This window comes from Actinocrinis sp., assembly GCF_035653575.1.
Lineage (GTDB): Bacteria > Actinomycetota > Actinomycetes > Streptomycetales > Catenulisporaceae > Actinocrinis.
Window position 1 is genome coordinate 1 of record NZ_DASRBQ010000095.1, and the last position, 12,528, is coordinate 12,528.

The following is a 12,528-nucleotide window of genomic DNA, read 5'->3' on the forward strand; positions in this document are numbered from 1 at the left end:
GCCCAGCAGGTGCAGGCCGTAGTTGACCACCCCGGAGTCGGAGTTGAGCATCCAGGACCAGGTGGAGGCGGAGACGATCAGCGGCAGCAGCCAGGGCACCAGGAACAGCGCCCGCAGCGTCGCCGAGAGCCGGAAGTGCTGATGGAAGAACACCGCAAGCCCCAGCCCGATCGCGTACTGGAACAGCAGCGACGCTCCGGTGAACACGAGCGTGTGGATCAGCGCGGGGGCGAAGGTCGGATCGCTGAACACCGCGCGGTAGTTCCCGAACCCCGCGAACGGCGCGCCGCCGCGCACGAACGAGAGCACCGTGTAGTTTCGCAGGCTCAAGTCAAGGTTCTTGTACATCGGGTACGCGTAGAACAAGCCCAGATACACCGTCACCGGAGCCAGGAATCCCCACGCCGCCCACTGGCTCGTGCGCACCGAGCCGCGCCGCGCACGGCCGGTACGCACTGCGCGTGCCGCGGGCGGGGCACCGGAACCCGGCGCCCCGCCACGGCCACGCACAGACCGGGCCACCGTCTGTGTCGTGTCGTTCATCAAACAGTCCCTTACCTGACGGCTAGTTGGACGCCGACTTCGCCGAGTTCTGAGCCGTCGTCAACGCCCCGCTGGGACTGGCCGAGCCGGACAGCGCCGCCTGCACCGCGGTCCACATGGCCTGCGAGATCTTCGGGTACTTCGTCCCCAGGTTGTCACTGGTACGGCCCTTGGCCGCGTGCACGGCGGTCACCCAGGTGGCCAGGTCCGGGTTCGCCGCGACCTGCTTGGCCTGCACGGCGTCGGTGGCAGCGACGTACGAGAGCGTGGTGTCGGTGGTGTAGGCGTTGTCCGCGCTGCTCAGGCAGGACACCAGCTTCTCGCTGGTGGCGTAGCGCGCGGTGTCGCTCTGCACCGGGACGGTCACGAACTCGCCGCCGGTCGGCGCCGGTGCGGTGCCGCCGTTCTGCGCGGGGATCGGGATGATGCCGTAGGGGAAGCCGGCCTTCTTCGCGTTGCTCAGCTGCCAGGTGCCGTTCTCGCTGAACGCGGTTCCGCCGGCGGCGAACTCCTGCCAGCTGGTGGTCTGCGTGTCCTGCAGCACCGAGTTGGGCGCGTAGCCGTCCTTGAGCCAGGTCGTCCACAGGCTCAGCGCGGCGACGGACTGGCTGGAGGACAGGTCGGTCAGGTTCGCTCCGGCGCCCCAGAACCAGGGCAGGAACTGGAAGCTGCCCTCCTCCGTGCCGATCGCGGAGAAGGTGATGCCCTTCTTGCCGGTCGCCTTCACCTTCGCCAGGGCGGCGGTGAGCGAGGACCAGTCCTTCACCGACGCCGGATCCACGCCGGCCGCCTTGAGGATGTTCGTGTTGTAGTACAGCGCGAGCGTGTTCGCGCCGATCGGGATCCCATAGGTCTTGCCGTTCAGCTGCCCGGCCGCCAGCAGGTTCGGCTCCACCGCGCTGGTATCCACCTTCGTGGTCGAGGTGTCGGTCAGCACCCCGGCCTCAGCCAGCGTCGAGACCACCGGATTATCCACGATCAGCACATCCGGCGCCGTGCCCTGCTGCGCCGCAAGAAGCACCTTGCTCGTCAGATCCGTGGTGTCAAACCCGGTGCGCTTAACCGTGACACCCGCCGACGTACCGCACTTCTGCAACAACTGCACCCACGCCGAGGAATTGTCGAACTGGGGGTACGGGTCCCAGATCGTGTACGTACCCGACGCCGCCGACGAGCCGCCGGACGACGAACCAGAGGACGAACACGCGGTCATGGTGCCGGCTACGGCCAGGACGGCCAGTCCGGCTGCGGCGGCCTTGACGCCGCGGCGTGGCCGAGAGAGGAAGGACATTTCAGCGAGCCTTTCCGGGAAAAGCGTGCGGTGTGGAGTGGTGCGGTGTGGGGTGGTGCGAGCGGGGACCGCGATTGAGCCCTGCGATTCGGCCGCCGGGCCGGGGATCTCCCGGCCCGGCCGAGCCGTGATCAGCGTGCGGTCAGAGTCCAGAGGTGGTCGGCGGTGCCGTTGTCGTCCCACTGCAGGACCTGGGCGCCGGAGCTCGTGCTCATGTTGGTCACGCCGAGCAGCAGGCCGCTGTTGTCATTGGCGATCTTGTACTGGCCGCCGCCCGCCGGGATCAGCTGCCACAGGTGGTCCGGCGTGCCGTTGTCGCCCCAGATCAGCGCGGTGCCGCCGTCCGAGGTGCTCTCGTTGGTGATCCCGAGCAGCAGCCCGCTGGCCACGTTCTTGATCTTGTAGAGCCCGGATCCGGCGGGCACGAGCGTCCAGGACTGGGTGCTGCCGCTACCCGGCGTGGCCTGGTCGACCAGCGTGCCCTGCGCGGTGCCGGCGTTTTGCGTGTCGAGGGCCAGACCGCTGTTCACGTTCTTGATCTGGTACGTGCCGGCGAGCGAGGTGGTGGTACCGGTCGGGGTGATCACCAGGTGGTAGCCGTAGGCCGGGTTCATCGCGACCGGCACCGTGATGGAGCCGTTGCTGACCGTGTACGTGGTCTGCGAGATGGTCAGCGGCCCGGAGACCGCGGTGGTGCGGCCGTTCGACGGGGTGTATTCGAGCTTGACGTTGACCGTGCCGCCGAAGGCCGAGAGCGAGCTGAGGCCGTTCACGGTGACCGCGTTGGCCCCGGTCCCGCCGCCGAAGATGACGCTGACCTGGTTGCCGGCGGAGTTGACCGACGCGGCGCCGTCCAGGCCGTTCTGCGAGGGCGGCACCGTGGTGACCATGTTGCCGCTCATCGCGCCGTACCAGGAGTACAGCCAGTACGCGCCGTTCGGGGAGCCGCCGGTGTCGGTCAGCGTGTCGCCGAGCGTGCCGTAGTGGTTCCAGAAGGCCAGCTCGGCGTCATGCACTCCGGCGCGCTCGAACTTCGCGATGTACCCGGCCAGCGGGCCGGGGACGCCGACCTCGCTGGTGGTGGCGTACTCCTCGATCGCGATCGGGCGCGGGCTGATGCCGAGGCTGGATTCGAGCGACCGGTACGCGGCCACGTCCCCCGCGATGCTCGCGGCCCCGCCGAGCTCGTGCCAGCTGACGATGTCCGGCAGCGTGCCGCTGTTCTTGGCGTCGGTGAGGAAGGTGGTCATCCAGCTCTGGTTCCAGCGCGAGTAGCTCGGGCCTTGGATCGGGCGGCTGGAGTCCTTCGAGCGCACCTCCTGGTAGGTGCGGGCCCATCCGGCGTCGAAGCTGCCGGCGGCGCTGGTGTTCCAGGTCCAGTCCGGCTCGTTCCACAGCTCGTAGGCGCTGATGTTCGTCGCGCCCGAGGCCTTGACCGAGGCGACCTGCTGGTCGACCGCGGAGAGCCAGTCGCTCCAGCTGACCCACTGGTACGGGAAGTTCGGATACCAGTCCGGCATCCGCACGACCACCTTCGCGCCCGCCTTGGCCGCCTCGGGCGCTACCACGAGGGCGTCGCCGCCGGGTGACGGCTCCCCGTTGGGCAGCTGCTTTCCTCCCGGCGCCATCTGCACGAAGGTGTTCGGGTGCAGCGGCTCGACGAGGCTGTCGGCCGGCACGCTCGCGGTGTCCAGGCCGTAGAGGCCGCCGGAGGCGACGTGCGTCACCGGGCGGAACGGCTGGTTGGCGTTGACCACGAGGGTGGTCGAGGCGGTCGCGGCCGCGCTTGCGGGCACCGTGGCGATCGCGGTCGCCGTGGCGGCCAGGGCCAGCGCCGCCGCGGAGGCTACCGCGGCGCGGCCGGGGGTCAGCATCTTCGGTTTCTTACTCGCGTCGCGATGCGAGTCGCGGTTCATCAGGCGGTGCGCCATTGCTTCTCCTGACGGGATCGGTGTGGGTAGTGCGCTGCGGTTACGAGATCGGCAGCCAGACGCGCATGCTGCCGTCGCGCCGATTGGCCCAGGCGTAGTACGGGATGGCGGTCAGCTCGGTCAGAGCCGTCGCGGTGCCGCCGGCGGAGCTGTCGCCACCGGGTGGGGCGGCGTTCTCCTGCGCCGCCAGGTCGGCGGGATCGGTGGAGGCGTAGGGCCACCAGCCGCGCTCCGGGATCGCCCTGCGGTAGCCGCCCGCCAGTACGGTGGTCACGCCGCCGAGCAGGTCGGGGCGGTGCTTGACGGTCAGCGGCTGTGCGGTGTCGATGACGATGCGGTCGAGGCCGTCAGGGTGGTCGGCCTGCTCGAGGCAGTAGACCAGCGGGCCGCGTTCGATCGCGACGCAGTTGCGTACGGCGTCGACGCGCGGATCGGCCCGCGTGAGCCGCGGCTCCATGTCGAGTTCGAGCACCGCCCGCTCGCCCGGCTTCCAGGTGCGCGTCAGCCGGAGCCAGCCGTTCTCGAGGGGCGCGGTGTTCTCATCGAGCACGATGCCCGCGTCCGCGCGGCCGGCGGCTTCGAGGTCTGAGTCTGTGCCCGGGTACTGGACGGTGAAGCTGGTGCACCACTGCGGGATGCGCAGCGAGAGCGTCCATGGCTCGTCAGTCGGCGACTCGTCGACGGTGACGGTGATCCGGCCCTGCCAGGGATAATCCGTGTTAGCGCTAACAACAATTGGAGTCCCGGAGACCTCCGCGCGGTAGGTGCCCTCGGCGTACTGGTGCAGCTGAATGCCGCGGCCGTCCGTCGATGAGATGTAGTGCTCGAGGCTCGCGGCCAGCCGCATCACGTTCGGCGGGCAGCAGGCGCAGCGGAACCAGCGAGTCCGCCGGGCGGACTTGTCGCCGCCTTGATCCGTGTGGCCGTCGCGCACCTGCAGCGGATTGACGTACAACCAGCGCTCGCCGTCCAGGGACATGCCAGAGAGGAACCCGTTGAACAGCGTGCGCTCGATCAGGTCGCTGTAGCGCGCCTCGCCGGTCAGCAGCGCCATCCGCCAGCTGAACTGGATCGAGGCGATCGCCGCGCAGGTCTCGCAGTAGGCGCGCTCCGTCGGCAGCTCGTACGGATCGCCGAACTCCTCCTTGTCGTGATGCGCGCCGACGCCGCCGGTGAGGAAGGTCTTCGTGGCGGCCATCGCCGACCACAGGCGCTCCCCCGCCGCGCGCAGCTCCTCGTCGCCGGTCTCCGTCGCGAGGTCGGCGACCGCGGCCAGCAGGTAGAGCTGCCGCACGGCGTGCCCCTCGACGTCGCGCGCCGCGCGCACCGGGGTCCGGTCCTGGCAGTACGCCTCGCCGCCGAGCAGGCCGCGCCCGTAGCTGTCCACGAAGTAGCCGGCCAGCTCCAGGTAACGCCGCTCCCCGGTCTCCCGGTACAGCTCGACCAGCGCGGTCTCGACCTCGGGGTGGCCGTCGATGCCGTCGATGGGCTTCCCGCTGCCGGGCGGGCCGAAGGTCGCGTCGATGTGGTCTGCGAAGCGGCGGGCCACAGCCAGCAGGTTCTCCCGGCCGGTGGCGCGGTGGTGCGCGACGGCGGCTTGGATCAGATGCCCGGCGCAGTACAGCTCGTGGCCCCAGCGCAGGTCGGTGAAGGGGCCCCTGCCCTTGCCCGCCTGGAACCAGCTGTTGAGGTAGCCGTCGCTGCGCTGGGCGTCGGCGACCAGGCCGATGATGCGCTCGACGTCGTCGGCCAGCCGCCGGGCCTCGGGGCCGTCCGGGTGCAGCCTGGCCAGCTGCCAGGCGGCCGCCTCGAGCCACTTGTAGACGTCGGAGTCCATGAACGGGTAGTCGCCGCGGAACTCGCCGGCGCTCTTGCCCGCGGCCAGCCGCAGGTCGTGCAGGTTCCCGGCGGACTCGAGCAGCAGCGGGCCCTGGGGGATGCCGGCGTGCGCGACGACCTGCTGCCGCTGCGCCCAGAAACCGCCGGCGACGACCGGGTCCGCGGTCGGGCGCAGGGCGGCGCGAGCGTACGGGCCGAGCCGGATCGGCCCGGTGCGCGGCGGTGGGTCTGGCGAGGCGGACATGGAACTCCCGGGTACTCAAGCGGTGGCGCGACAAGGTTGAGGAAAACCTTTGCTCGCACGGAACCTAGAAGTTACGCGCGGATTCCGTCAAGGGGCACTGGGCAATATCCGTGAATTTTCTCAAAGTTGCGCAGTTGCCTCGGGCCTGCCACGATGGCCCTCGGGGGCCGTCGCGGATCGGGCCCGCAGAGAGGGAGGGATTCACCCGTGTCGGACTCCACGCGGACGGCGGCTTCGAGCGTCGACACCGCCCAGCCGGGCCGGGCACGGCTCACCGACGTCGCCACCCGCGCCGGGGTCAGCGTCGGCACCGCGTCGAAAGCGCTCAGCGGCACCGGACGGATGCGGCCGGAGACCCGCACGCGGGTGCTCCAAGCCGCGGACGCGCTCGGGTTCAGCCCGAACCGCCACGCGCAGAACCTGCAGGCGGGCCGCAGCTGGACCGTCGGGCTGATGACCACGGACGGGATCGGCAGGTTCAGCACGCCGGTGCTGCTCGGCGCGGAGGACGCGCTGGGCGCCGGGAAGATCAGCGTCCTGCTCTGCGACACCCGCGGCGACGCCATCCGCGAGCAGCACCATCTCAGTACCCTCATCGAGCGGCGGGTGGACGGGATCATCGTGACCGGCCGGCGCACGGATCCGCGCCCGCCGCTGTCCGGCGTGGGCCCGATCCCGATCGTGTACGCGTTCTCCCCCTCCACCGATCCGTCCGACGTCTCCGTGGTCTCCGACGACGCGGGCGGGGCCGGGCTGGCGGTGGAGCACCTGCTCGGGCTCGGCCGAAGCCGGATCGCGCACGTCACCGGCCCGGCGCACCACGCCGCCGCGCAACACCGTGCGCAACGCACGCTGGAATTGCTCAGCGAGGCCGGCCTGGCGCCGGCGGCCGGACGCGCGCACTTCGGGGACTGGAGCGAGGCGTGGGGCCGTCGCGCGGCGGACGCGGTGCTGCGCGCGGCTCCGGACACCGACGCGTTCTTCTGCGGTAACGACCAGATCGCCCGGGGCGTCGCGGACGCGCTGCGGGAGCGCGGCATCCGCGTGCCCGATGACGTGGCGATCGTCGGATACGACAACTGGGACGCGATGGCCCTGGCCGCGCGGCCTCCGCTGACCACGGTCGACATGGACCTCGGCGAGATCGGCCGGATCGCGGCGCTGCGCCTGCTCGCCGCTATAGACGCCGGCGCTCCGCAGCCCGGGGTCGAGACCGTGCCCACGCGCCTGATCGTCCGCGAGTCGGCCTAGGCCGCGGGCCGATCGCCGACCAGGCTCGCCGCGGTGCGTGCCGCGCGTTCGAAGGGTTCTACATCCCCTGACGCGCGGCACAGCACATGCGCGCCTTCGAGCAGGATGATCAGCGTCGTCGCCAGGTCTTGGGCACGACCGGATTCGAGCCCTGATGCGGACAGGCGTTCAGCCAGCTGCTGCGCCCAGCCGGAGAAGGCCGAGTCCGCGATCTGGCGCAGTTCCCGCTCGCCGGACTCGAGGCCGCTGCCGACGGTGACGGCCGCGACCGCGCAACCGCCGCCCGCCGCCGAAGCCTGGACCACCGGCCGGACGAGGTCGAAGAACGCGGAGACGACCGACGCCGGGCCATCGGCCGGCAGCTCGGCCAGGGCCTCGCGTACCTGACGGCCGTTCAACTGCGCCGCCTGCGCGACGAGCTGGAGCTTTCCGCCGGGGAAGTGATGGTAGATCGCGCCCCTGGCCGCGCCGCTGTCCCGCAGCACGTCGGTGAACGACATGCCGGCTACGCCGTGGTGTTGGAGCGCCGCGACCGTGGCTTCGATCATGCGGTCCCGCGTATCCGCCGCCATGTCCGCTCCACTCCATCGCCGGGAACAGCCGCGCGCCTTGACTAGTACGGCCATCCTACTCCACACTCAAGCTAGCTAGTACGTACGTACTAGCTACTGGAGCGCCCGGCATCGGGAGCTTTCCCCTCCGACCAAGGAGAATCGCCATGCCCATCACAGTCACCGCTCCGCGCGGCGCGCTGACCAGCGCCGGAGAGCGCGAGGTGCTGCCCAGGCTGACCGCCGACCTGGCCCGCGTCAGCGGGCTGAGCGACAATCCGCGGTTCGTGGAGATCATCGGCGGGACGGTCCACGTGCTCGACCCCGAGAACGTCTACGCGGGCGGAGCGAACCGGCCCGTCGTCCTGGTCGAGCTCAAGCTTCCGAACATCGGGCTCGGCTCCGTCGAGGCGCGCGCCGCCTTCATCGCGGCCGCCACCGACACCGTCGCGGCGCTCACCGAACCCGGGCACCGCCGCGAGGACATCTGGGTGAACATCCTCAACGCCCCGGACGGAGCTTGGGGCATCGCAGGGAAGGCTTACACCGGAGAAGCCCTCGTCCAGGCGCTCACCGCAAGCGTCTGACGGGCCGTTGTCAGCACGGGCGAGTCAGCGCCCTCACTCGGTGTCCGTGAGGGCGCTGACTCGCCGCGCCGATTCAGCTCAGCCGCAGGAGGAGCGCGGGATGACCAGTTCGGTGATCGAGTAAGCCGGGAAGGTCATCGACGTCTGGCCGCGCGAGATCGCCTGGTCCGGCAGCGTGCTGATCGCGGCGGTGTTCGCCTGGCCGTACTGGTAGACGTGGGCGGTCGCGTTCGGGCGCAGGCCGGCGATGGACAAGGGGCTGGTCAGGTCGCCGGTGGTCTTGTTGACGACCATGACCGTCAGGGCGCCGTCGCTGGTGCGGCGCGCGCCGTAGACGGACAGCTGGCCCTGGTCGGCGCTCGATGCGGTGATGCCGAGGTTGCCGAAGCCGTCGCCCTTGCCGTCGTAGTTGAGGTACATGCGGAAGGCGAAGGCGCCGGGGTCGGTGCTGGCCGGAGGGGACCACAGGGTGGCCAGGTCCAGGCCCTGGCGGCCGAAGATGCCGAGGATGTCGGCCTCGGCGATGCCGCCGTCGATCTTGTCCAGCGCGCCCCAGTTGTACTCGCTGATCGCGGTCTTGGTGCCCGGGTAGTTCTGCGCGACCAGCTGCTGCATCCGCGGGATCGCCTGCACCGGCTGGTTGATCCAGCTCTCGTCGGTGTAGGTCGGGTCCCACAGCGAGCGGGTGGAGCGCAGCCGCAGCGCCTGGGTCGCCGGGTCGTCGGCCTCCGAGGAGACGCCGGAGGCCTGCGGGTACCAGTGGTTGTCGAAGTAGTCGAGGATGCGCACCCCGTGCGCCTTCTGATACGCCGCCATCTGCTGCAGGTACCAGGCGGCGAACTCGACGCCGCCGTGCGCCGCGCGGTCCGGCGGGTTGGACCAGCAGCTGCCGCCTTGGATGCCGCAGGTCTGCTGGTCAAGGCCCGAGTAGATCAGGGAGTTCCAGCCCCAGCCGACCGGGCCGAGGGTCTTGGCGCCCGGGTCGGTGGCCTTGATCGCGGAGGCGATCGCATAGGTGCTCGACTTCATCTCGTCGTAGCCGGCGCCCTGCGGGTGCACGTCGCGGTGGGTCGAGAACCAGATGTCCGGCTCGTTGTCCAGGTCGTAGAAGCGCACGCCGCCGTGGGCCGCGTCGCCGTAGGTGGCGTCGAGGTATTTGACCCAGCCGGCCACGAAGTCCGCGCCCGCGGGCATGCTGGTGTCGGTCGGTTCATTCCCGGTGATGTACGTGCCGTCCGGCCTCACCCCGTTGCCGCAGTCCGGGTCCCACGGGTCGGTGGACTGCTGCGGGCCGTACTTGGCGACGCTGAAGCCGCAGGTCTGCTGCCGGGACTTGGGCACCCAGCCGATCAGCGGCACGGTCATGACGGTGGCGGCGCCGGCGGCCCGGTCCTTCTCGACGAACTGGTCGGCGCTCGATCCGGCGGGCAGCGCACTCGGGTCCGCGACCTGGTTCGGGATGTTCTCGAAGTACCAGTCGCTGGCGTGGTTCCCAGTGTCGAGCAGGTAGTTGTACCGCGTGGTCGCGTTCCCGCCCCAGCGGTCCACCGGCAGCTTGAGTTCCTTCTCCAGGGTCGCGTCCGCGAAGTTCATCCCGTAGATGTCCCGGTTGATCAGGTGCAGGCCGGTGAACGGGTTCACGGTCAGCGCCGGTCCGGCCGCGGCGTCCGCGGCGGCGGGCAGCGGGGAAAGGCCGGGAGCGGCGGCGGCCAGGGAGGTGAGCAGTACGGCTGCGGCGCGCAGTCGATGCATCAGTGTTCTCCTTCACTGGTGGGAGCCTGCCGGGAGGATCGGCCGATACCGTTGCGCCGGTCAATCGAACCGTCGGGGGCAGGTGTGGCGGCCGCGCCGTGACCAGCGGGAGCACGCGCGAGGCGGGTGAAGGTGATCGGTAAGTTTCGGCTGGCCGGATCAGGCGCCGCGCCGCGCCAGCACCGCTTCGTGCAGCGCCGCGAGGTCGCGCAGATCCGGCAGCACCACGTGGGCGCCCGCGGCGGCCAGCGTGGCGGCATCGCTGAATCCGGTCGCGACACCGATCGCCAGCGCTCCGTTGTCCAGCGCCCCGCGAACATCGTGCGGCGTGTCCCCGATCACCACCGCGTGCTCGGCCTTGAATCCGTGCCCGTACTTGGCCTCGGCGCGCTCGACGGCCAGGCGGACCAGGACGGCGCGGTCGCCGTCGTCGTTGCCGTAGCCGCCGATCTCGAGGTCGACGAAGCCGTCAAGACCGAAGGCCTCCAGCTTCATCGCGGCCAGCGCGGGGATGTTCCCGGTGACCAGCGACTGCACCGCGCCGTCCGCCTGGAACGCGGCCAGCGCCTCGCGCACGCCGGGCAGCACCCGGCCGCCCTCGCGCATGCGTCCCTCCAGCGAGCGGGCGACCTCCTCGAGGGCGGTGTAGAAGTCGTCGAACGAGGCGTCGTGCGCCACGCCGTTGAGCCGCAGCGTCTCGCGCACGATGGCCTGCTCGGTGCGGCCGGCCATGTCCGCGAGATGGACCAGCGGACGGCCGGTGATCTGCTCGAAGACGCGCGCGTAGATCTCTCGGCCCACCCCGGCGATGCTCACCAGCGTGTGGTCGATGTCCCACAGGATGAGCAGCGGCGGCGCGGCAGGCATGCACCGATCCTCGCACGGCGCCGAACCGCTGTGCGCGCCGATGATCGATGTAACTTTCTCCCCCTCGCGCCTCAGGCGTCGCGCCGGATCCGGCGGGCTGATCGCGCCAATCGCCGCCGCCGCGGCCGCGCCGCCGGGGTGTGATGAAAGGCCCTGATTAGGGTCCGTCGGCCGCTGTCCTACGCTCCTCATATCTTCCGTGACAGGAGCCTGGGTTTGGCCATCACGTTGAGCGACATCCGGGTGCGGTTCGAGGGGCAGGGCGCCGGTGTCGGCGAACTGACGTGGGGGCAGCTGGGAATTCTGCAGACCACTCGGCGCACCGGCCGGACCATGAACGTCGTGGTGACGATGCCGCTGCCCGACGCGACGCCGCTGGCGGAGATGGCGGCGGTGCTGCGATTCCTGGTCAGCCGCCATCCCGCGTTGCGCACCCGGCTGCGCTTCACGGACGGCCCGTCCGGCGAACGCGGCGTGCAGCAGGTGGTCTCGGGCTCGGGAGAAATCCCGCTATATATCGCAGACCTCGATGACGAGGACGATCCGAGCGCGGCGGCGGAAGAGATGCGCTCGCGATTCGAGCTGGAGTGGTTCGACTACGAGCGCGAATTCCCGGTGCGGATGGGCGTCGTCCGGCAGTCGGGAACGCTCGTCCGCCTGGTGCTGGGCTACAGCCACGTGATGGTGGACGGCGCCGGGATCCTCGCGCTGACCCGGGATCTGGCCAACCTGGACCGCGCCACCGGGCTGGACACCGCCCCGCCCGAAGGAGCCAGCCCGCTGGACATCGCGGCCGCGCAGGGCAGTGCCTCGGGCCGGCGGCAGAGCGAGCGGTCGATCCGGTACTGGGCGGCCCAGCTCGAGCGGCTGCCCGCCTGGCGGCCCGCCGAACCGGCCAGCCCGCAGCAGCCGCGGTTCTGGGAGCTGGCCGGATACTCCCCCGCGATGGACCTGGCGCTGCGCGCGATCGCAGCACGGACCGGCGCGGCCACGACGTACGTCCTGCTGGCCGCCTACTCGACGGCAGTCACGCGCGTCTTCGGCCGCAACCCCAGCGTCGCCCGGATCGTCGTGAGCAACCGCTTCCGACCCGGGTTCGCCGACGTGGCCGCGCAGCTCTCCCAAGACGGCATCTGCGTCGTGGATACCGCGGACGCCTCCTTCGACGAGGTCGTGAACCGGGCACAGAGCGCCGCGACGAGCGCGTCGTTCTACGGCTACTACGACCCGGTGCAGTGCGCCAGGCTGCTCGAGGAGACCGCGGCCCGGCGCGGCGGGCCGCTCGAAATCTCCTGGCATCTCAACGACCGTCGCGCGATGCCTGGATCTCAAGACGCTGACGAGAGTGGCGCCGGCGGCGTCGAGGGGCGCGATCAGGCCGGGCGCGATGTGCCCATCGATGAGGCGCTGGCGAAGCTGTTGCCCCGCACCAGACTGTTCTGGGATCGCAGGATGCCCTCGTTCGACGGCGCGCTCTTCATCCAGGTCGACTCCGCGCCCGCGCCACTGGCGAGCCGTCAGGCGCTGCCGGAGGGACTGCCCGCCGTGTACTTCGAAGTGTGGGCGGACACGCGGGTGTTCACGGCGGCCCGGATCGAGGAGTTCGCCCGCACGATGGAAACGGTGCTGGTGGAAGCAGCCTGCGATGCGTGAGGCGCCGCTGGAGGTGGTC

Annotated in this window: 10 protein-coding genes; 3 read left to right on the forward strand and 7 right to left on the reverse strand. The window is 70.6% G+C overall.

From position 1 onward, the window contains the following. From VFA06_RS13505 to VFA06_RS13520, 4 genes are all read right to left on the reverse strand, one after another. On the reverse strand, positions 1–543 hold a 543-nt coding region (locus VFA06_RS13505; RefSeq protein WP_324840880.1), incomplete at its 3' end, for a sugar ABC transporter permease. 22 nt (positions 544–565) lie between these two features. Continuing rightward, complete coding sequence (locus VFA06_RS13510) at positions 566–1,834, reverse strand: sugar ABC transporter substrate-binding protein (RefSeq protein WP_324840881.1); 1,269 nt, start codon at positions 1,832–1,834, stop codon at positions 566–568. 131 nt (positions 1,835–1,965) lie between these two features. Continuing rightward, positions 1,966–3,765, reverse strand: a complete 1,800-nt coding sequence (locus tag VFA06_RS13515) for an RICIN domain-containing protein (RefSeq protein ID WP_324840882.1) — start codon at positions 3,763–3,765, stop codon at positions 1,966–1,968. A 40-nt stretch (positions 3,766–3,805) separates the two neighbouring features. Continuing rightward, complete coding sequence (locus VFA06_RS13520; protein WP_324840883.1) at positions 3,806–5,848, reverse strand: glycoside hydrolase family 127 protein; 2,043 nt, start codon at positions 5,846–5,848, stop codon at positions 3,806–3,808. Positions 5,849–6,055: 207 nt separating this feature from the next. Here VFA06_RS13520 and VFA06_RS13525 point away from each other — a divergent pair, with 207 nt between their 5' ends. After that, positions 6,056–7,099: a LacI family DNA-binding transcriptional regulator gene (locus VFA06_RS13525; protein WP_324840884.1), complete on the forward strand. Its 1,044-nt coding sequence runs from the start codon at positions 6,056–6,058 to the stop codon at positions 7,097–7,099. On the opposite strand, the gene VFA06_RS13530 is transcribed toward VFA06_RS13525, so the two are convergent. Then, the gene (locus VFA06_RS13530; protein ID WP_324840885.1) at positions 7,096–7,647 is read right to left on the reverse strand and encodes a TetR/AcrR family transcriptional regulator; all 552 of its coding nucleotides are present in this window, start codon (positions 7,645–7,647) and stop codon (positions 7,096–7,098) included. The genes VFA06_RS13525 and VFA06_RS13530 overlap by 4 nt on opposite strands. A 170-nt stretch (positions 7,648–7,817) precedes the next feature. Here VFA06_RS13530 and VFA06_RS13535 point away from each other — a divergent pair, with 170 nt between their 5' ends. Further along, positions 7,818–8,237, forward strand: coding sequence for a hypothetical protein (locus tag VFA06_RS13535; protein ID WP_324840886.1), 420 nt, complete (start codon positions 7,818–7,820; stop codon positions 8,235–8,237). 78 nt (positions 8,238–8,315) lie between these two features. On the opposite strand, the gene VFA06_RS13540 is transcribed toward VFA06_RS13535, so the two are convergent. Both VFA06_RS13540 and VFA06_RS13545 read right to left on the reverse strand, forming a co-directional pair. Next, positions 8,316–9,989 (reverse strand): glycoside hydrolase family 44 protein, encoded by a 1,674-nt coding sequence (locus VFA06_RS13540; protein WP_324840887.1) that lies wholly within the window; start codon positions 9,987–9,989, stop codon positions 8,316–8,318. Between the two features lie 159 nt (positions 9,990–10,148). Continuing rightward, positions 10,149–10,856 (reverse strand): haloacid dehalogenase-like hydrolase, encoded by a 708-nt coding sequence (locus tag VFA06_RS13545; RefSeq protein WP_324840888.1) that lies wholly within the window; start codon positions 10,854–10,856, stop codon positions 10,149–10,151. Positions 10,857–11,072: 216 nt separating this feature from the next. Here VFA06_RS13545 and VFA06_RS13550 point away from each other — a divergent pair, with 216 nt between their 5' ends. Continuing rightward, positions 11,073–12,509: a condensation domain-containing protein gene (locus VFA06_RS13550; protein ID WP_324840890.1), complete on the forward strand. Its 1,437-nt coding sequence runs from the start codon at positions 11,073–11,075 to the stop codon at positions 12,507–12,509. Positions 12,510–12,528 lie beyond the last annotated feature (19 nt).

Coding starts and splice junctions, on each gene's coding strand:
- VFA06_RS13515 (WP_324840882.1), bottom strand. CDS start 3,765: ATGGCGCACCGCCTGATGAACCGCGACTCGCATCGCGACGCGAGTAAG.
- VFA06_RS13510 (WP_324840881.1), bottom strand. CDS start 1,834: ATGTCCTTCCTCTCTCGGCCACGCCGCGGCGTCAAGGCCGCCGCAGCC.
- VFA06_RS13530 (WP_324840885.1), bottom strand. CDS start 7,647: ATGATCGAAGCCACGGTCGCGGCGCTCCAACACCACGGCGTAGCCGGC.
- VFA06_RS13535 (WP_324840886.1), top strand. CDS start 7,818: ATGCCCATCACAGTCACCGCTCCGCGCGGCGCGCTGACCAGCGCCGGA.
- VFA06_RS13520 (WP_324840883.1), bottom strand. CDS start 5,848: ATGTCCGCCTCGCCAGACCCACCGCCGCGCACCGGGCCGATCCGGCTC.
- VFA06_RS13545 (WP_324840888.1), bottom strand. CDS start 10,856: ATGCCTGCCGCGCCGCCGCTGCTCATCCTGTGGGACATCGACCACACG.
- VFA06_RS13540 (WP_324840887.1), bottom strand. CDS start 9,989: ATGCATCGACTGCGCGCCGCAGCCGTACTGCTCACCTCCCTGGCCGCC.